Here is a 19,230-nt window from a genome sequence, read left to right on the forward strand (position 1 = left end):
AAAGAAAACTAATCCAAAAACTAAATAAAATGAAATTAATAGTTGATAGTGGATCTACTAAAGCCGATTGGATTGCAATTGATGATAATGGAAAAGTATTATTCACGACACAAACTTTAGGATTAAATCCTGAAATTCTTGACGCTCCGGATATCCTTGAAAGATTGAACGACCGTTTTGATATCTTACAAAATAAAAAAAATGCCACACATTTGTTCTTCTACGGAGCAGGTTGTGGAACTGACAGAATGAAAACCGCGCTTTCGCAAATATTTCAGGAATATTTCGTGAATGCCATTGTTGAAGTTCATGAAGATACATACGCAGCAGTTTATGCAACTACCCCAAAAGGTGAAGAAGCTATTGTAAGTATTTTAGGAACAGGTTCTAATTGTAGTTATTTTGATGGAAAAGTATTGCATCAAAAAGTACAGTCATTAGGATATATTGTTATGGATGACTGCAGCGGAAACGTTTTTGGAAAAGAATTAATCAGAAAGTATTATTTCAATAAAATGCCTAAAGAACTGGCAGTTGAATTTGAAAAAGAATATGATTTAGATCCTGATTTTATCAAGAATAAATTATATAAAGAGCCCAATCCTAATGCTTATTTAGCGACTTTCGCGAAATTTTTAATCAAACATAAAGACACAGAATTTTGCAGAAAAATTATCTTTAAAGGGATGAAATCTTTTGTAAAAAACTATATCAAACAGTTTGATAATTGTAAAGAACTTCCGGTTCATTTTGTAGGTTCTATCGCTTTTTATCTGAAAGATGAATTACAGGAAACATTTGACAAGTATGAACTTCAATTAGGAAATGTTTTAAGAAGACCTATTGACGGATTAATAGCTTATCATGTTGCTAATCAATAAATAAAGGATATGGAAATTGCTATTATTGCTCACGACGGTAAGAAGGCAGATATGGTTCAGTTTTTAAACAAAAACAAAACTTTATTGCTTCAGGAAAATATCAGGCTGATTGCAACAGGAACTACCGGAAGTAAAGCAGTAAATGCTGGATTTAAAGTAAAGAGAATGCTTTCAGGACCAATGGGAGGTGATGCGCAAATTGCTGCGCGTGTAGCCGAAGGTAAAACACAGATGGTTTTCTTTTTTAAAGATCCGCTTGCAAGCCATGCCCACGAAGTCGATATTAATATGCTTATTCGTGTTTGTGACGTACACAATGTGCCTTTAGCCACAAATGAAGCTTCGGCTCAGTTACTGCTAAATGCTGTTGCACTGCAATTATAGAATTTTTACATTTTAAAATATATAAGAAACCGTTTCATTATTGAAACGGTTTTTTATTGCTTATTAATTTGCTAAAAAAAAAGAATTGAAGTGTTTTATTATTGTATTGGTAAATATTTGATTTTCATTGACTTGTAATTATATTCTTTCATTTTTTAATGTAAATTTGATACAATATTTTTATCGCTGAATCATGAAAAAACAAACTGTAATTGCAATTATTGCTCATGATAACAAGAAAGCAGATATGATTCAGTTTTTAATTAAAAACGGAATAATGCTTCAACATGATAAAGTAAAACTTATTGCAACAGGAATATTAGGAAGAAATGCAGAGAAATCCGGATTTAAAGTAAAAAAAATGCTTCCGTGTTCTATGGGTGGTGATGCTCAAATTGCTGCTAAAGTAGCACAGGGCAAAATTAATATCGTATTTATGTTTACAGATCCTTTAGTAACAAATGCCCATGAAGTTGACATCAAAATGCTGGTCAGGATCTGTGATGTTCATAATGTGCCGCTGGCAATAAATGAAGCAACGGCACAATTATTTTTAAACGCTATTGTACAGCGATTATAGAAATTTCAACATTTACGTTTTTAGGCAAACATGCTACCTGAACAGTTTCACGGGCAGGAGCCGTTTTTTCGTCAAAATAAGAACCGTAAATAGTGTTTATTGCAGCAAAATTATTCATATCCATAATAAAGATAGTAGCTTTAACAATATTCTCAAAAGTCATATTTGCAGCTTCTAAAATAGCAGCAATGTTTTGCATTACCTGCGTAGTTTCATCAGTGATATTGTCTGTAATAATTTCTCCTGAAGCCGGGTTTATAGCAATCTGACCAGAAGCATAAAGTGTGTTTCCTGATAATACAGCCTGGTTATATGGACCAATAGGAGCCGGTGCTTTGTCTGTAAAAATGATTTTTTTCATAATATAGTGATTTGAAATATTTATTGAAGCATTATAATTTAATACTATTATGAAAGTAAGATTAAGTCTGAAAATCTAATTTCATAATAACTGCCAAAATTTTTAAGTTTAAATGGTGTTTTTTATCGGTTTGAAGTACTTCGTTTATTCCATTTAATGTCACTAAGCATTCCGGATTTGATACCAATAAAGAAATTCCAGTTAGAGTTGACACCAAGAGGAGTCCAGTTAAAAGCCATTCTCCAGCTTAATAAATCCCTTTCAAAACGGAATTGGGTAAACGTAACACCCTTTTGCACGAAATCGTAACCGGTAGAAACCCCGCCTTTCCATTTAGGCGTAATATCCATATTTGCCGAAATCATAATAGAGTTTCCGCTAATAGTATTATCACGCTTTGTATTCGAATAGGTTAACGAATAGGCCAAAGTCATATCCCACGGGATTTTAGAATTAAAAAACTCCGTAATCACATCCTCTTTATCTTCGTCTTTTTCGTTTGCAAACTGGCTGTTCCTGCTGTCATTTAAATCCGTATTAGTTCCGAATAAATCATCTTTACGACCACCATTCCGTTCACTCTGCTTATTTTCTTCCTTGCCGCTGCCTTTATTGGAGAACGAATAGTTTAAAGTTACATTGGCACTGGTCATTCTGAATAAACTTCCGCCGTTGTCAATATTGTAAGTGCTAAGTCTTGTCCCTCCATTGTCAATCGCGTATGGATCTAAAGTAGCACCAAAATTCACATTCATCTTATTGTCAAAAAGCTGAGTTCCACCACTTACAAGAACCGGTTGCCATGCTAAAGTTTCTTTTCCGTCAGCATCAAAATTATAACTTGTACTGAAGTTTAAATTGTTCAACAGCATGATTTTTTTAGGTTCTGTTTTTGTGCTGTCCCTGTCTCTTACCTTAGCTTCAAAAGTGTTGCTTAAAGCAAATGATACGATATTAGAATTACTTTTTCCGGGAGCGCCAAAAATACCACCGTCAAATCTTGAATAAGTAGAAATTCTTCCAGAAGCATCTACAGTATAATTGTTGTAGTACTGATCAAAACTAGGCGTGTATGAATATGTCACAGTGGGTCTCATGACGTGACGAATCGACTGGATTCTTTTATCGTCTCCAAAGTTGAAAGTACCATAAATAGTAGTTCCTAAATTAGTGCTGAAATTATAAGTTCTGTAAGCGTCAAATCCGTTTACCGTTTTATCGACAACCTTACTCTGATCTGTATCATAATTTCTGTCAACCGTTTTTGTAACCCAGGTTTCCTGATAATTAGTAGATGCTCCGGCACTAAAATATTTAAATATTTTAAAATTCGTACTAATCGGGATACTATGCTGCATACCAATTTGTGCGTCTTTAAACATTTGAGGTTTAAAAAACAATGAATCGGTCGTGTTGAAATTATTTTTACCGCTTAGATTATATTGTAAGTTGATATTTTTTATAAAACCTTTTTTAACCCCGTCTTTCCCTACGAACGGATAAACACGATCAACACTCGCTTGTAAAGCCGGCAAAGTCATTTGAATTTGCTCTGTTTGCGTGTTTTGTGAATGCGTTGCAGTTAATGAAAAACGCGCCTGAGGGATTGTATTAAAAGTTTTATTGTATGAGATAGATGAATTTAAAGTGTTATTTAAATTCGATCCCACGTTTGCCTGATTGATAGATCGTTTGAAGTATTTACTACTACCCATATTCACAGACGCAGAAAAACTTGAATTAGGATTTGATTTTGTATCTTTTGAATGTGACCATTGAATGTTATAGATTTTCTCTTTACTATAATCAGGATAACCACGTTCGCTGTTAATCAGGTTTTCATAACGAATATTAATATTTCCCCTATACTTATATCTGGTTGCGTACGCCGATTCAAATCGCATCGCGTAACTACCATTCGTGTAATAATCTCCTAAAACGGTTAAATCATAATTGTCGCTTAAAGCGAAATAATAACCTCCGTTTTGTAACGAGAAACCTCTGGTGTTCGAATCATTATAACTTGGAATAATAATTCCCGAAACACTTTTTTCCTGACTCATTGGGAAATAAGCAAAAGGTAAAGCAAGTGGAGTAGGAACATCGGCGATAACCATATTCGTTAATCCGGTGATTACTTTTTTCCCCGGAATAAACTTCACTTTATTAGTCTGAAAATAATATTCGGGGTTGTCAATGTCTTTTGAAGTTGTAAATCGCGCTCCTTTTAAAAAGTAAACGGAGTCATTTTCTTTTTTGGTAACGGCAGCTTTGATTTTAAATTCTCCCTGTTCAGTTCTCGAATTATAAATTAAAGCCTTTTTAGTTTTAAAATTAAATCGGATAGAATCGGGCTGAACTTCACTCGCACCTTGTTTAAAATTGGGATATTGCGTTAAAACTCCTGCGGAATCTCGTATACGTCCGGCATAAACTTCATCTTTTTCCAGGTTTAATACAATGATTCCGGATTTTAATTCGACATCTTTATAGTATAATTCCGCTTCATTGTATAAAGTCAGCGTTCTTGCTTTCTTGTCATATTTAGCATAATCCTTAGCTTTATACTTCGTAACAGCATCTAAAAAATTCTTTTTAGGCTTAACGGTATCTAACTTTATGGTATCAAGAATAGGAGCCGGCGCTTTTTCTGCAACAGTAATTTTAGGTTTATCTGTTTGTTTTGCAGCAGGTAACGGCTTCTTTTTGTTTTTTATCTCTTGCGAATATAAATTACCACATCCTAATGATAGGAAAAATGATAATAAAACGATATTAAATAAGTTTGTATGCAAAGGTTTAAATGCTATTTTTGTATAATTATGGCTTGTTTTTTGACATGTCAAACTTACATATAATTTTTTGTCAAAAATAATCAATTGTAAAAATTATAGGTGTTACGTTTTATTAAAATTAACTTTTAGATTTATGAATATATTTAACAAAATTAAAGTAATATTTACTTTTTTTCTAACGATATTGTCTTTTTGTGCCTACAGTCAGTCAAATGTTTTTAAGGTAACACTGGATGCCGGGCATGGCGATCATGACTTTGGTGCTGTTTATAGCGGACGAATTGAAAAAAATATTGCTTTGGCTATTGTTTTAAAAGTTGGTAAAATTTTAGAAGCAAGTCCAAATATCAATGTTATTTATACTCGTAAAACAGATGTTTTTATCGATTTGGTAGAAAGAGCCAATATTGCGAACAGAGCAAATTCGAATATTTTTGTTTCAATTCACTGTAATGCCAACAAAAATACAGCTGCTGACGGAACAGAAACCTATGTAATGGGTTTGAGTAAAGTAGCGTCGAATCTTGAAGCTGCGAAAAAAGAGAACTCCGTAATTACATTAGAGAAAGATTATAAACGTAAATATGAAGGTTACGATCCTAATTCGCCTGAATCAATGATTGGAATGACCTTAATGCAGGAAGAGTATTTAGATAATAGCATCTCACTTGCCAGTAAAGTGGAAGATAATTTTGAAAAACTCGGAAAAAAACTAAGACAAGGAGGAGTAAAGCAAGCACCATTTATGGTACTTCATAAAGCATATATGCCCAGAGTTTTGATTGAAACCGGATTTGTCTCTAATCCTACCGAAGGAAATATTTTAAACTCTGAAGAAGGACAGGATGATATTGCAAAAGCTATTGCCGAGGCAATTATCAGTTATAAAAGAGAGTATTTTGGTTCCGGAGCTTCAGAAGCATCAGAGGCAAGACCAGCAAAAGATACCTCTACGCCGGTAAAAGCAAAGGTGGTGGAAAGCGCTGCGGCAGCTAAAAATGCTCCAAAAGGAATCTTTTTTAAAGTTCAGCTTATTGCCAGCATTAAAAAAACACCACTGGAGCCTAAAAACTTTAAAGGATTGAAAAATGTAACAATGTTGTATGAAAACAACATTTACAAATATTTCTATCAGGAAACTTCCAATTATGAAACGGCTAAAAAATATTTGGAAGAAGCTAAAAATAAAGGATATGGAGCCGCATTTCTAATTGCAAATAAAGACGGAGAGAAAATCAATATTCAAGACGCTATTAAATAATAGTCCTTACTTCGAATATTTATATTAATTTTGTACAAACACTTAGAATTTTGAAACTAACAAGAGAAATTAAAACGGCTATATTAGTCATCGCATCTATTTTATTATTTATTTGGGGCTATAGTTTTTTAAAAGGCAAAGACCTTTTTACAAATTACAAAACATTATATGTTGAATATAATAATGTGGAGGATTTGTCACAATCTGCACCTGTAACTATAAATGGTCTTACAGTAGGTAAAGTAACTAAAATCACAATTAATGAAGTAACTGGTAAATTATTAGTAGAACTTCAGTTAAAAACAGATTTTCCAATCTCAAAAACAAGTAAGGCATCTTTATATTCTCCAAGTTTAATTGGAGGAAAACAAATTAAGATTTTACCTAATCTTGAAGATAAAGATCCTGCTGTTGAAGGGCAAACCCTTGAAGCTGCTGTAGAATTAGGACTAACAGAATCTCTTGGAGGTAAAATTGAGCCAATTCAGCAAAAATTAGATTTAATGCTTCTTAACATTAATACACTGGTTGCCGGTTTAAATAATGTTTTAGACAAGCAAGGACAGGAAAATCTAAAAAAATCATTAGCAGAATTAAGCCAGACTATGGAGCAATTTCACAGAGCTTCAGGAAGTTTAAATACTATTTTAGATACTAATAAAGGTCAGATTAACGGAGTTGTGACCAACTTTAATAAAATGTCAAGCAACTTCAATAAAATATCTGACTCTTTAAACAAAGCTGATTTAGGTAAAACAGTGAGAAACCTAAACAAAACTTTGGCTAAAGTTGATGGTATCATGAGCAACTTAAACTCAGGAAAAGGCACAGCAGGTAAATTATTAAATGATGATGCCTTGTACAATAATCTTTCTAAAACTTCAAAAGAGCTGGAGTTATTATTACAGGATGTTCGCCTTTATCCAACACGTTATGTAAATGTTTCTCTTTTCGGAAAGAAAAATAAGCCATATGTTGCACCTGCAGAAGATGCAAGCTCAACAACTACTGACAAAAAATAATTAAGTACACTATAGAATGAGTTATTTAGACAATATTTTATTCGCTATACTTCTGATAGCTGGTTTTGGTTTTTTTGCGACGAGTGTAAAAAAAATTATCCGAAACATTAATTTAGGAGTCGATGTAGATCGAAAAGACAATCCAAAGGCACGTTGGGCAAACATGGCTTTGATTGCGCTTGGACAATCTAAAATGGTGAAACGTCCTGTAGCGGGCGTATTACATATTGTCGTTTATCTGGGTTTTATAATTATAAATATCGAATTACTTGAAATCATTATTGATGGTTTATTTGGTACACACAGAATTTTTGCGCCTTATTTAGGTGTTGTATACGATATTTTAATTGCATCATTTGAAATATTGGCACTTTTGGTTCTTGTAGCTGTATCAGTTTTCTGGATCAGAAGAAATATTATACGATTAAAACGTTTTATTAATCCGGATTTAAAAGGTTTTCCTAAAAGTGATGCCAATTACATCTTGTATTTTGAGATGGTATTAATGACATTATTTTTATTGATGAATGCAGCTGATTTTCATTTGCAACACGTTCCCGGTAAAGTATTTCATCCTGCAGGAAGTTTTCCTGTAAGTCAGTTTATTGCACCCATCTTTAACGGAATGTCTAATGAATTGGTCGTGATATTGTTTGAAGTGTTCTGGTGGTTACATATTGCAGGTATTTTAGTTTTTATGAACTATTTGTACTTTTCAAAACATTTGCACATTCTTTTAGCGTTCCCTAATACTTATTTTGCAAATTTAAATCCACAAGGAAAGTTTGATAATTTAGCATCGGTTACACAAGAGGTAAAATTAATGATGGATCCAAATGCAGATCCGTTTGCAGCGGCTCCGGTTGATGCAAATGCTGCACCCTCTAAATTTGGTGCAAGTGATGTTCATGATTTAAACTGGGTTCAATTGCTAAATGCTTATACTTGTACAGAATGTGGTCGTTGTACATCAGCATGTCCGGCAAATCAAACGGGTAAAAAATTGTCCCCTCGTAAAATTATGATGGACACAAGAGATCGTTTGCAGGAAGTAGGAAAAAATATTGATACTAATAAAGGTGTTTTTGTTCCTGATAACAAAACATTATTAAACGATTATATTACTCCCGAAGAATTATGGGCATGTACGTCATGTAACGCTTGTGTTGAAGAATGTCCGGTTAATATTAGTCCTTTATCTATTATTATGGATATGCGTCGTTATTTAGTGATGGAACAAAGTGCTGCGCCAATGTCGCTAAATGCCATGATGACCAATATCGAAAATAATGGAGCACCCTGGCAATACAATCAGCAAGACAGATTGAATTGGAAAAATGAAAATTAGAAAATAGTTTAATCGTTGAATTGGTTATTTGTTTAACCGTTTAATTGATGAATAAATATATAAGGTTTTTTAGTGAAGGTTATAGTAAAGAGTGCTAGTAACCAAATAAACAATTAACCGATTTAACAACAAAAGAAGATGTCAGAAAGTTTAGTAGTACCAACAATGGCAGAAATGCTCGCCGAAGGAAAACAACCAGAAGTTTTGTTTTGGGTAGGTTGTGCAGGAAGTTTTGATGATAGAGCAAAAAAAATAACAAAGGCATTTGTACGAATTTTAAATCGTACCAATGTTTCATTTGCGGTTCTTGGTACAGAAGAGAGTTGTACCGGAGATCCTGCAAAACGTGCCGGAAATGAATTTTTGTTTCAAATGCAAGCCATGATGAATATTGAGGTTTTAAATGCATATGAAGCTAAAAAAATAGTAACGGCTTGTCCGCATTGTTTTAATACTTTAAAAAATGAATATCCTGAACTGGGAGGTCAATATGATGTAATTCATCATACTGAATTTTTGAAGTCATTAATAGACGATGGAAGATTAACGGTAGAAGGCGGACAATTTAAAGGGAAGAAAATTACTTTTCACGATCCTTGTTATTTAGGGAGAGCAAACAAAGTATACGAAGCACCAAGAGATTTAATTCAGAAGTTAGACGTTGAATTAGTCGAAATGAAGCGTTCAAAAGCAAACGGTTTATGTTGTGGAGCAGGTGGAGCACAAATGTTTAAAGATGCTGAACCAGGAAACAAAGAAGTAAACGTACTCCGTACAGAAGATGCACTTGAAGTTCAGCCGGATATTATTGCAGCGGGTTGCCCTTTTTGTAATACGATGCTAACCGATGGTATCAAACATCAGGAAAAAGAAGGACAAGTGAAAGTGATGGATATCGCTGAGTTAATTGCAAATGCGCAAGACTTGTAGTCTTAGGTTCAAAGTGGCAAAGGTGCAAAGCGACAAAGGTTTTTAACCTGAAACTTGAAACCTGAAACATTTCAAGAAATCTAAAATCAACAATCTAAAATCTAAAATTAAAATGTATATACCTTTTGAAGATTTACCTGGTGAATCCAGAATCTGGATTTATCAATCCAATAGAAAATTTTCTGAGGAAGAATTTTCTGAAATAGAAACTGACCTGAAAGCTTTTGTTGAAGGCTGGGCAGCACACGGAACAAGTTTAGAAGCTTCGTATCAACTAAAATACAACCGATTTATTATTTTGGCTGTAAATCAGGATGTGCAACCGGCTACAGGATGTTCTATCGATAGTTCGGTGGAATTTATTCAGAGTTTGGAGAAAAAATACAACGTTGATTTGTTAGATAAAATGAACGTGACTTTTAAACTAGGTGAGCATATCGCTCATAAACCATTAATTGATTTCAAGAAAATGGTTAAAGATAAATCGGTTTCAGAGAATACGATTGTTTTCAATAACCTTGTAAACAACATTGAAGAATACAACGAATCCTGGGAAGTTCCTGCTGCCGATAGCTGGCACAGCAGATTTTTCTAAGAAGAATTTACAGATATTTGAAAAGGCGTAAAATTTAGATTTTATGCCTTTTTTTGTGGTTAAAAAAAAGAAAATTATTTTGGATAAAATAATTAGTTTTATAGAAAATTAGAAGCTACAAACACATGAAGAAAGAAGTATTTTTATTAATAACATTTTTAATCTGTAATTTAATTTTTTCGTAAAATTACATGGCAGGACAAAAGAGATATTGTGAAACTAATGATGATAAAATATTAGAACTTTATGATTTAGGATTTAGAACTTTACAATACAAAAAATATCAAAATGTATCAACAAGGATTTTTTTAGATATTGTTAAAAAAGATTCAACATAATGCGATGCCTATTTTTGGGCTGGATATACTTTAAGATTACAAAATAAATATGATCTTGCTATAGGATATTACTATATTGCAGATAGTCTTGCGAACAATAAATCAATAGAATTTAAACAAAATTTGGCAATGACTGGTTTGATGTTTGGAAAGGTGGATTTGGCAAGGAAAAAATATAGTGAGATGATAACTTTTTTTCCTGATAATCCCGAAGGTTATTATGGTTTTGCTTTAACCGCTCCAATGATTGGAGATGTTGATAAAGGTTTAGAAAATATTAAAATCTCAATTGAAAAGTATGGTAAAAGAAATTCTGAAATTAAAAATCAGACAGAATTATTATACGGAATACTTTTAACGTTGAATAAAAATTACATAGAAGCTATATTTCATTTTGAAGAATGTGCGTCTAAGTTTAAAAATGATGATAATTTTAATATTCATTATTCTTTGAGTCTGATAAAGATAGCAGAACAAAACAATGATGAAGATGGAAAGAAAAAAGCTTTGAAAGTTTATAATAAAATTAAAAATAAAGAAGAAATACCTGAGGAATTGAAAGGAGAATTTAATTTTAAAACTTAAAAAATATATATAAGAGGCGTAAAATTTAGATTTTATGCCTTTTCTGCGTTCTGCCGCGGCTATAAATCTTTGTCAAAGTTTTAAACCTTTGTCAAATGTTGGCACGGATAGTGAAACCCGGATTTACCATAATTTTGTCAATTTCGACGCAGGAGAAATAACACCAGATATTCCATAAAGAAAATTGTCATTCTTTGTCAAGTTTCGAGTGTGATGTTTCCTCCGTCGAAATTGTCAGGATTACGTGAATTTTATATGTATTCCCTACGGGAAAATTGGATAATCCTACTCTTTTATTTTCTACCAATATTTAACCACTACTTGGTATTTCTTTGTTTATCAAAAGTGTTTTCTACCAACGTATACTCTTTACAAGCTAACTCCTAAAAGATATTAAATTCCTTTTATTGCCAATACTTGGAACTTTACGAATTACTCCGTTAGGAGTTAAATGTAGGTAGAAATAAAGATTGTATCGCCCAATTTGTCCCGTAGGGACTATATATTTTAAAGTCAATAAAAAAATAAAAGGCATTATAGTCCCATTTTTTATACACTGTTGCTTACGGAAATCATTCTCAAAGTTTTGAACTTTGACAAAGATGATCGAGATAAACCCCATAGGTTTTTAAAATCTGTTGGGTTTACTTCCTCATATTTTGATTATGGTATTATATTCAGTCCCTATGGGACAAATTATCACGGCGTTATTTTTTTTCTACCGACATTTAACCTCTACGAGGTATGCTCTCTTAGAGGGTTAATTTATGGAAATGAATTAATTGAAATAAATTGATGAGCATTTTTCAAAACCTTTCGTTTTTACTTTATGCCTCATATTTGATTGTAGGATTATTTGCAGTCCCTACTGGACAAATTATCAAGGCGTTATATTTTTTTACCAACATTTAACCTCTACGAGGTATACTTTCTTAGAAGGTTAATTTATGGAAATGAAGTAATAGAAATGAATTGATGCGCATTTTTTCAAAACATTCAAATTATACTCCGTTAGGAGTTATATGTGGATAGAAAAAAAACAAGATACACCACAAATTTGTCCTGTAGGGACTATATATAATTTTTTAAAGACAGTTTATGTAATCCGACAGGTTTTAAAACCTGTTAGGTTTGCTTTATGCCTCATATTTTGATTAGGATTATATGCAGTCCCCACGGGGCAAATTATCACGGCCTTATATTTTTTCCTACCGACATTTAACCTCTCCGAGGTATACTCTATAGAAGGTTAATTGATTGATTAATAGAAATAAATTGAAAGGACATTTTTCAAAACATTCAAATTATACTCCGTTAGGAGTTATATGTCGGTAGAAAAAATAGCAACCCAACCCAAATGTCCTGTAGGGACTATATATTACTTTACGCTTCGTATTTTGATTGTAGGATTATATTCAGTCCCTACGGGACAAATTATCATGGCTTATATTTTTTTACCAGTACTTAACCTCTACGACGTATGCTCTCTTAGAAAGTTAATTTATGGAAATGAATTAATAGAAATAAATTGATGCACAATTTTCAAAACATTCAAATTATACTCCGTTAGGAGTTATATGTCGGTATAAAAAATAGCAACCCAACCCAAATGTCCTGTAGGGACTAGACAGAAACTATAAAAGAAATTAGTACGGTTAATTCTCTAAAAGCAATGTTAATTTGTCGAAAACTTGTGTGGATATGTTATTGAAGAGGATTTTCTTATAAAAACAACAACCTCAAATCTAGCCCCGATGGAAGTGATATCCTTTTGTGCCGGGGTTCGGCATAAAAGATATAACGGACAGCGGGACAAATGGTACTTTTGAAAATGAATTTTTCTGCTCCTTATAAAAATTGTAAATTATTAGCTATAAGTATAAAGTACCCCCGACTTCGATCAGAATGACAGGAATACTATAGCATAATTACTTAATCCCGAAGTTTAAGGACTAACAATCTAATAATGTGATAACTCTAATATTCACAAAAATCTAACAATCGAAATCTTCGATTAAATGCTATTTTTGAGTACTTTCGTAGTATTAAATTTAATACATGAAAATAGCAATAGTTTGTTATCCAACATTTGGCGGAAGTGGTGTAGTTGCTACAGAACTAGGCCTTGAATTAGCCAGACGCGGACACGAAATCCACTTTATTACTTATAGTCAGCCGGTTAGGCTGGCACTTTTAAATCCTAATGTTCATTATCACGAAGTAAACGTTCCTGAGTATCCTCTTTTCCATTATCAGCCTTACGAATTGGCTTTGTCAAGCAAACTGGTTGATATGGTGAAATTATATAAAATAGAAGTTCTTCATGTGCATTATGCTATTCCTCACGCTTATGCGGGTTATATGGCGAAGCAAATGCTTAAAAATGAAGGAATTAATCTTCCAATGATTACTACGCTTCACGGAACTGATATTACACTGGTAGGAAATCACCCGTTTTATAAACCTGCGGTGACTTTTAGTATCAATAAATCAGATTATGTGACATCTGTTTCTCAAAGTTTGAAAGATGATACTTTGAAATTGTTCAAAATCAAGAACAAAATCAGGGTGATTCCGAATTTCATTGAACTGGATAAAATGCGAAAAGATCCTCTGGCTCCTTGTCACCGCTCTGTAATGGCAAAGGAAAATGAGCGCATTATCACGCATATCAGTAACTTTAGAAAGGTAAAACGTATTCCTGATATTATTAAGATTTTTTATAATATCCAGAAAGATATGCCTGCCAAATTAATGATGGTTGGTGATGGTCCTGAAAAGGAAAAAGCGGAAGCTTTGTGTATGGAACTGGGAATTTACGAAAAGGTAATTTTCTTTGGAAACAGTAATGAGATTGATAAAATTTTATGTCTGACTGATTTATTTTTACTTCCGTCAGAAACAGAAAGTTTTGGTTTAGCGGCTTTAGAAGCAATGGCTTGTGGAGTTCCCGTGATTTCGAGTAACTCAGGAGGTTTGCCGGAAGTTAATTTTGATGGTTTTTCAGGATATTTAAGTGATGTGGGAAATGTAGATGAAATGGCTGCAAATGCGATTAAAATTCTTAAAGACGATACTGTTTTAAAACAATTTAAAGCAAATGCTTTAGAAGTGGCTAAAAAGTTTGATATCGTAAATATCCTGCCTAAATATGAAGCTTTATATCAAAGAGCCATTGACGATTATAAAGAGTAAAAACTTAATTTAAAATATAGTAGATGAAAAAAGTAATTCTGGTTGTACTGGTTTTTGTTTTGGTTTCCTGTGGAGCAAAAAAAACGTCAGGTTCTGGTTCGAAAATTTTGTATGAAGTTTTAACGGAACAATCTGACGGTGGAGGAAATATTAAATTTTTTGAAATTTTGACGGAACCGAATGAAATCAAAATGCTGGAAAATGATCCGCTTTTAAAGGATAAAATGAAACAGGATGATATTAGTAATTCAAATTACATCATTCTGAATATGGGAGAAAAAAATACCGGAGGTTATTCTATTGGCGTTGAAAAAGTTGAAGAAACAGACAAAAATATCATTATCACAGTAAAAGAGAATGGTCCCGCGCCGGATGCAATGGCAATGCAGGTAATTACATATCCTTACACGGTGGTTAAAATACATTCTAAAAAGGAGATCATTATTAAATAATAGTTTTAATAGCACAAAGTTTTTTTATATAAAATGCTCAGAAACAAAAAGTTCGCAAAGCTAAATCAATCAAAGCTTTGCGAACTTGTGTTTTTAAACATAGGATTAGGTAAAATCTTAGCGTGCTTTGCGGTAAAAAAAAAACTTGCTGCTTCAATGCACTGCTTATCTCAGCCAGACATAGCTTTTCCCTGGCTTGAAATTAATGTTATTTGGGTTACATTTTCGACTTCGCTCAATGTGATAAACAAAAAAAATCCTGTCGGTTTTAAGCGACAGGATTTCTTTTACAATTATTTTTTAGTTTTAATTTAGAATCTAAATTTAACTCCTAAACCTACATCAAATCCAAAGTTATCATCGTCATAATACCCTGATCCAATTTCTGGTCTTGCATCTAATGATAATGTGATTGGTGCTTCGCTAAATCTATATTCTATACCGATATCTCCAGCAGCAAACACGTATGTTCCGCTGTCGTTAAATTTATTATTGTTTGTGTAGTAATCATGATCCCATGCAGCGATTCCACCACCTACACCAGCGTACCAGTTAAAACCGCCATCGATGTTCCAAACCCATTGGTAAAGAGCAACAGCTTTAATAGCATCTACATCGCTACTGTTTCTAAAACCTAAATCAAATTCAAGTCTGTTTTTTTGGTTTAATCCTAATTGATATGACACTTCACCTCCAAAACCGTTATTGTCTCCTAAACGCAAACCTAAAGCGTTTTTTGAAATTTCTTGTGATTGAGCCGTAAAAGCTAATCCTAATAGCATAATGGCTGATAAAATTATTTTTTTCATATAATGGTTATTAATTTTTTTCAAATGTACATTGGCGTACCAAGTGATAACGTATACTATTTTTGAAAATTGTTATATAATTCACATTTGAGCTGTGGATAAAATATAACAAGCATTAATAATCATTAATGGAAGATAAAAACAATTTATTTTTTTAGAATTATTGAAGAGATTAATTGAGAACTTAAAATATCTTCCATTTCAAAAAGATTTTCTTCTTCAGTGAAATTACTTTCAGCGTAAGAGTACAATTTCCAGCGTTTTTTGTGGTATTCTAATGCTGTTAAATTTTCAACCCAATCTCCGGAATTTAAGTATAATGTAGATCCGTATTTGTTTTCGATATTAATTATTTTTGGTTCATGGATATGTCCGCAAATTACATAATCGTATTTTTTTTCGATTGCTAAATCAGTTGCAGTAGTTTCAAAGTCCGAAATAAATTTGACAGCTTTTTTTACGCTGGCTTTTATTTTTTTAGAAAATGAATAGGGTTCACGACCTAATTTTGCCAGACACCAATTCGCGAATCTGTTGCTTAAAATCAAATAATCGTAGCCAAGTCCGCCTAGTTTTGCAATCCATTTTGAATGCTGAACCGAAGCGTCAAAAACATCTCCGTGAAAAATCCACGCTTTTTTATCGTCTAATTCCAAAACTAATTTGTCGACCAAAGAAAAATTTCCCATGTTCATGTCGCTAAACTTTCTAAGAATTTCATCGTGATTTCCAGTAATATAATACACTTTTGTACCCTTAGAAGCCATCCCGATAATACGCTGAATGACTCTTAAATGTGCTTTTGGAAAGTACGATTTTCTAAATTGCCAGGCATCAATAATGTCGCCGTTTAAGACTAAAGTTTTGGGTTTAATACTTGATAAATAGTTGTTTAGTTCTTTAGCGTGACTTCCGTAAGTTCCTAAATGGACATCTGAAAGAATGACCAATTCAACATTTCGTTTTTTCAATTTTTCTTTATTTGAAGTTCCACAAATAAAAGAAACTTCAGGTCAATTTGTTTTATCAAAAGGTTACCAATTTGGCTACAATTTTAATAAATTGTGATTTTTAAACTACTTAACCTTTATTTAATAATACTAATGTAAAATTTTTTAATTTAATTCATAAAACTTACATTTGCTCAAAACAAATTACAATGGCAGGAAATAGCTACGGCACCCTATATAAAGTAACAACATTTGGAGAATCTCATGGTGAAGCTTTAGGCGGAATCATAGATGGTTGTCCATCAGGAATTGAACTTGATTTAGAAGCAATTGAAGTTGAAATGTCTCGCAGAAAACCAGGACAGTCAGCAATTGTAACGCAACGTAAGGAACCGGATGCAGTTCAGTTTTTATCCGGAATTTTTGAAGGAAAAACAACCGGAACTCCAATAGGTTTTATTATCCCCAATACCAATCAAAAATCAGACGATTACTCTCATATCAAAGACAATTACAGACCAAGTCACGCTGATTATGTGTACGACCAAAAATATGGTTTTCGTGATTATCGCGGTGGCGGAAGAAGCTCTGCGCGCGAAACCGCAAGCAGGGTAGTAGCAGGTGCAATTGCGAAGCAAATGTTACCTGAAATTAAAATTAATGCATACGTTTCATCTGTGGGTCCAATTCATTTGGATACGCCTTATCAGGAATTGGATTTTTCTAAAATAGAAAGCAATCCTGTTCGTTGCCCTGACGAAAAATCAGCAGCAATTATGGAAGAATACATACGTGATATCCGTAAACAGGGAGATACTGTTGGCGGAGTTGTTTCATGTGTAATCCAGAATGTTCCGGTTGGTTTAGGAGAACCTGTTTTTGATAAATTACACGCCGAATTAGGAAAAGCAATGCTTTCTATTAATGCAGTAAAAGGTTTTGAATACGGAAGCGGATTTTCAGGTTCTGAAATGAAAGGAAGCGAACATAATGATTTATACAATCCTGACGGAACTACAAAAACAAATCTTTCAGGTGGAATTCAGGGCGGAATCAGTAACGGAATGGACATCTATTTTAGAGTAGCTTTTAAACCCGTTGCAACCATTATGCAAACTCAGGATTCATTAGATAATAAAGGAAACATTACACCCATGACCGGAAAAGGACGTCATGATCCATGTGTGGTTCCGCGTGCTGTGCCTATTGTGGAAGCAATGGCAGCAATTGTTTTGGCTGATTTTTACTTAATCAACAAAACATATTAATAAAAATTAGGACAGTGAGGGTCTTAGTATTTTAATTCTAAAACAAAACAAATTAATGCAAGTTACAGAAACCAAAAAAAAATCATTTCTTTCGGGATTAACGGGGCAAATTATAATTGCAATGGTGCTTGGAGCAACTTTAGGAATTATATTGCACAATTCGGTTTCGCAAGAAGCAGCGGTATCTTTTAGTACTAAAATAAAAATGCTTGCTACCATTTTTATCCGATTGGTACAAATGATTATTTCTCCTTTAGTTTTCACGACTTTAGTAGTGGGAATTGCGAAATTGGGAGATATTAAAACCGTAGGCAGAATTGGTGGAAAAGCACTTGGATGGTTTTTTACAGCTTCGTTTATATCCCTATTAATTGGTTTATTTTATGTGAATATTTTAGAACCCGGAGTGGGTTTAAAATTGGATCACGTTGATATGGCAGCTGCATCTGAAGTTACGGCTAAAACAACCACTTTGTCATTTGAGAATTTTGTGGAGCATATAGTTCCTAAAAGTATTTTTGAAGCAATGGCAACTAATGAAATTTTGCAAATTGTTGTGTTCTCAATCTTTTTCGGATTAGCAGCAGCATCATTAGGAACTACTGTAAAACCGGTTATCAATGCATTGGATAAGGTGTCGCATATTGTTTTAAAAATGGTTAATTATGTAATGAACTTCGCTCCAATTGGAGTTTTTGGAGCCATTGCAGGAGTATTTGCGATTAGAGATGCAGAAGAATTAGTAATTACGTATTTCAAATTCTTCGGATCATTTTTAATCGGAATAAGTACATTGTGGTTTGTGTTAATTACAGTGGGATATATTTTCCTGAAAGGAAGAATGACGGAGTTATTAAAACGTATTATAGGACCATTAGCAATTGCTTTTGGAACAACAAGCAGTGAAGCTGTTTTTCCTAAATTAACAGAGGAATTAGAAGAATTTGGAGTAAAAAATAAAATTGTATCATTTATGCTGCCTTTAGGTTATTCGTTTAATCTTGACGGAAGTATGATGTATATGACGTTTGCCAGCATTTTTATTGCTCAGTTTTATGGCGTTCATCTTGATTTAGGAACACAAATGGTAATGTTACTGGTTTTAATGTTAACCAGTAAAGGAATTGCCGGAGTACCAAGAGCAAGTTTAGTTGTGGTAGCGGCAACTTGCGGAATGTTTAAAATTCCGATTGAAGGAATTGCTTTGATTTTACCAATTGATCACTTTTGTGATATGTTCAGAAGTGCTACAAACGTATTAGGAAATGCTTTGGCAACTTCTGTGGTAGGACAGTGGGAAAATGATAATGATTTGGATACTCTTCCTGAGACTAAAGATATTGCTTCTGAATAATTAGAAAATGTTATATTTTTCAGAATAAAAAGTTCAAATTCTGAGTAAAATTTAAATAAAGTAAGTAAAGCCGTATTTTTATTTGAAATACGGCTTTTTTTTATTTTTAAACGTATATTTGA

At 33.0% G+C, this 19,230-nt stretch carries 18 protein-coding genes; 14 read left to right on the forward strand and 4 right to left on the reverse strand.

The features are described from left to right. The first annotated feature begins 29 nt into the window (after window positions 1-29). From ACHRVX_RS20850 to ACHRVX_RS20860, 3 genes are all read left to right on the forward strand, one after another. Entirely contained in the window at window positions 30-881 is an 852-nt protein-coding gene (locus tag ACHRVX_RS20850) for an N-acetylglucosamine kinase (protein ID WP_395335850.1), read from the forward strand. Window positions 882-890: 9 nt separating this feature from the next. Beyond that, on the forward strand, window positions 891-1,265 hold the full coding sequence (locus ACHRVX_RS20855; protein ID WP_213298496.1) for a methylglyoxal synthase: 375 nt from the start codon (window positions 891-893) through the stop codon (window positions 1,263-1,265). A 193-nt stretch (window positions 1,266-1,458) separates the two neighbouring features. Next, the gene (locus ACHRVX_RS20860; protein ID WP_395335852.1) at window positions 1,459-1,845 is read left to right on the forward strand and encodes a methylglyoxal synthase; all 387 of its coding nucleotides are present in this window, start codon (window positions 1,459-1,461) and stop codon (window positions 1,843-1,845) included. Here the strand turns inward: ACHRVX_RS20860 and ACHRVX_RS20865 are convergent. Beyond that, window positions 1,826-2,206, reverse strand: a complete 381-nt coding sequence (locus tag ACHRVX_RS20865) for a RidA family protein (protein WP_395335854.1) — start codon at window positions 2,204-2,206, stop codon at window positions 1,826-1,828. The genes ACHRVX_RS20860 and ACHRVX_RS20865 overlap by 20 nt on opposite strands. A 122-nt stretch (window positions 2,207-2,328) precedes the next feature. Then, window positions 2,329-5,052: a putative LPS assembly protein LptD gene (locus tag ACHRVX_RS20870; RefSeq protein ID WP_395335856.1), complete on the reverse strand. Its 2,724-nt coding sequence runs from the start codon at window positions 5,050-5,052 to the stop codon at window positions 2,329-2,331. A gap of 82 nt (window positions 5,053-5,134) precedes the next feature. Between ACHRVX_RS20870 and ACHRVX_RS20875 the strand changes: the two genes are divergently transcribed. The 9 genes from ACHRVX_RS20875 to ACHRVX_RS20915 all read left to right on the forward strand — a co-directional run bounded on the left by ACHRVX_RS20875 (window position 5,135) and on the right by ACHRVX_RS20915 (window position 14,727). Continuing rightward, a complete protein-coding gene (locus ACHRVX_RS20875) occupies window positions 5,135-6,262 on the forward strand; it encodes an N-acetylmuramoyl-L-alanine amidase (protein ID WP_395335858.1) in 1,128 nt (375 codons plus the stop codon). Between the two features lie 50 nt (window positions 6,263-6,312). Then, entirely contained in the window at window positions 6,313-7,284 is a 972-nt protein-coding gene (locus ACHRVX_RS20880) for an MlaD family protein (protein WP_395335860.1), read from the forward strand. Window positions 7,285-7,300: 16 nt separating this feature from the next. After that, window positions 7,301-8,632 carry a 4Fe-4S dicluster domain-containing protein gene (locus ACHRVX_RS20885; protein ID WP_395335862.1) on the forward strand — a complete coding sequence of 444 codons (1,332 nt, stop codon included), beginning with the start codon at window positions 7,301-7,303 and terminating at the stop codon, window positions 8,630-8,632. Between the two features lie 138 nt (window positions 8,633-8,770). Continuing rightward, the gene (locus tag ACHRVX_RS20890; RefSeq protein WP_213298474.1) at window positions 8,771-9,562 is read left to right on the forward strand and encodes a (Fe-S)-binding protein; all 792 of its coding nucleotides are present in this window, start codon (window positions 8,771-8,773) and stop codon (window positions 9,560-9,562) included. Between the two features lie 112 nt (window positions 9,563-9,674). Beyond that, complete coding sequence (locus tag ACHRVX_RS20895) at window positions 9,675-10,157, forward strand: ABC transporter ATPase (RefSeq protein ID WP_395335864.1); 483 nt, start codon at window positions 9,675-9,677, stop codon at window positions 10,155-10,157. A gap of 191 nt (window positions 10,158-10,348) precedes the next feature. After that, window positions 10,349-10,495, forward strand: a complete 147-nt coding sequence (locus ACHRVX_RS20900; protein WP_395335866.1) for a hypothetical protein — start codon at window positions 10,349-10,351, stop codon at window positions 10,493-10,495. Window positions 10,496-10,618: 123 nt separating this feature from the next. Further along, window positions 10,619-11,080, forward strand: coding sequence for a tetratricopeptide repeat protein (locus ACHRVX_RS20905; RefSeq protein WP_395335868.1), 462 nt, complete (start codon window positions 10,619-10,621; stop codon window positions 11,078-11,080). A 2,058-nt stretch (window positions 11,081-13,138) separates the two neighbouring features. Then, entirely contained in the window at window positions 13,139-14,275 is a 1,137-nt protein-coding gene (gene bshA, locus ACHRVX_RS20910; protein ID WP_395335870.1) for an N-acetyl-alpha-D-glucosaminyl L-malate synthase BshA, read from the forward strand. Between the two features lie 23 nt (window positions 14,276-14,298). Further along, window positions 14,299-14,727 (forward strand): protease complex subunit PrcB family protein, encoded by a 429-nt coding sequence (locus tag ACHRVX_RS20915; protein ID WP_395335872.1) that lies wholly within the window; start codon window positions 14,299-14,301, stop codon window positions 14,725-14,727. A 311-nt stretch (window positions 14,728-15,038) separates the two neighbouring features. Here the strand turns inward: ACHRVX_RS20915 and ACHRVX_RS20920 are convergent, their stop codons facing one another. Together ACHRVX_RS20920 and ACHRVX_RS20925 are read right to left on the reverse strand one after the other, a co-directional pair. Beyond that, window positions 15,039-15,536, reverse strand: a complete 498-nt coding sequence (locus ACHRVX_RS20920) for a hypothetical protein (protein ID WP_395335874.1) — start codon at window positions 15,534-15,536, stop codon at window positions 15,039-15,041. 146 nt (window positions 15,537-15,682) lie between these two features. Next, window positions 15,683-16,507 carry a UDP-2,3-diacylglucosamine diphosphatase gene (locus ACHRVX_RS20925; RefSeq protein WP_395335877.1) on the reverse strand — a complete coding sequence of 275 codons (825 nt, stop codon included), beginning with the start codon at window positions 16,505-16,507 and terminating at the stop codon, window positions 15,683-15,685. A 188-nt stretch (window positions 16,508-16,695) separates the two neighbouring features. Between ACHRVX_RS20925 and aroC the strand changes: the two genes are divergently transcribed. Beyond that, complete coding sequence (aroC, locus tag ACHRVX_RS20930; protein ID WP_395335879.1) at window positions 16,696-17,754, forward strand: chorismate synthase; 1,059 nt, start codon at window positions 16,696-16,698, stop codon at window positions 17,752-17,754. A 55-nt stretch (window positions 17,755-17,809) separates the two neighbouring features. Beyond that, window positions 17,810-19,108, forward strand: coding sequence for a dicarboxylate/amino acid:cation symporter (locus ACHRVX_RS20935; protein ID WP_395335881.1), 1,299 nt, complete (start codon window positions 17,810-17,812; stop codon window positions 19,106-19,108). Window positions 19,109-19,230 lie beyond the last annotated feature (122 nt).

This window comes from Flavobacterium sp. FlaQc-47 (assembly GCF_044006475.1).
GTDB lineage: Bacteria > Bacteroidota > Bacteroidia > Flavobacteriales > Flavobacteriaceae > Flavobacterium.

Bases quoted from the DNA above. Each gene is read 5' to 3' on its own strand.
- ACHRVX_RS20915 (WP_395335872.1), top strand. From the start codon at position 14,299: ATGAAAAAAGTAATTCTGGTTGTACTGGTTTTTGTTTTGGTTTCCTGT.
- ACHRVX_RS20890 (WP_213298474.1), top strand. From the start codon at position 8,771: ATGTCAGAAAGTTTAGTAGTACCAACAATGGCAGAAATGCTCGCCGAA.
- ACHRVX_RS20865 (WP_395335854.1), bottom strand. From the start codon at position 2,206: ATGAAAAAAATCATTTTTACAGACAAAGCACCGGCTCCTATTGGTCCA.
- ACHRVX_RS20885 (WP_395335862.1), top strand. From the start codon at position 7,301: ATGAGTTATTTAGACAATATTTTATTCGCTATACTTCTGATAGCTGGT.
- ACHRVX_RS20855 (WP_213298496.1), top strand. From the start codon at position 891: ATGGAAATTGCTATTATTGCTCACGACGGTAAGAAGGCAGATATGGTT.
- ACHRVX_RS20920 (WP_395335874.1), bottom strand. From the start codon at position 15,536: ATGAAAAAAATAATTTTATCAGCCATTATGCTATTAGGATTAGCTTTT.
- ACHRVX_RS20850 (WP_395335850.1), top strand. From the start codon at position 30: ATGAAATTAATAGTTGATAGTGGATCTACTAAAGCCGATTGGATTGCA.
- aroC (WP_395335879.1), top strand. From the start codon at position 16,696: ATGGCAGGAAATAGCTACGGCACCCTATATAAAGTAACAACATTTGGA.
- bshA (WP_395335870.1), top strand. From the start codon at position 13,139: ATGAAAATAGCAATAGTTTGTTATCCAACATTTGGCGGAAGTGGTGTA.
- ACHRVX_RS20935 (WP_395335881.1), top strand. From the start codon at position 17,810: ATGCAAGTTACAGAAACCAAAAAAAAATCATTTCTTTCGGGATTAACG.
- ACHRVX_RS20875 (WP_395335858.1), top strand. From the start codon at position 5,135: ATGAATATATTTAACAAAATTAAAGTAATATTTACTTTTTTTCTAACG.
- ACHRVX_RS20860 (WP_395335852.1), top strand. From the start codon at position 1,459: ATGAAAAAACAAACTGTAATTGCAATTATTGCTCATGATAACAAGAAA.
- ACHRVX_RS20900 (WP_395335866.1), top strand. From the start codon at position 10,349: ATGGCAGGACAAAAGAGATATTGTGAAACTAATGATGATAAAATATTA.
- ACHRVX_RS20895 (WP_395335864.1), top strand. From the start codon at position 9,675: ATGTATATACCTTTTGAAGATTTACCTGGTGAATCCAGAATCTGGATT.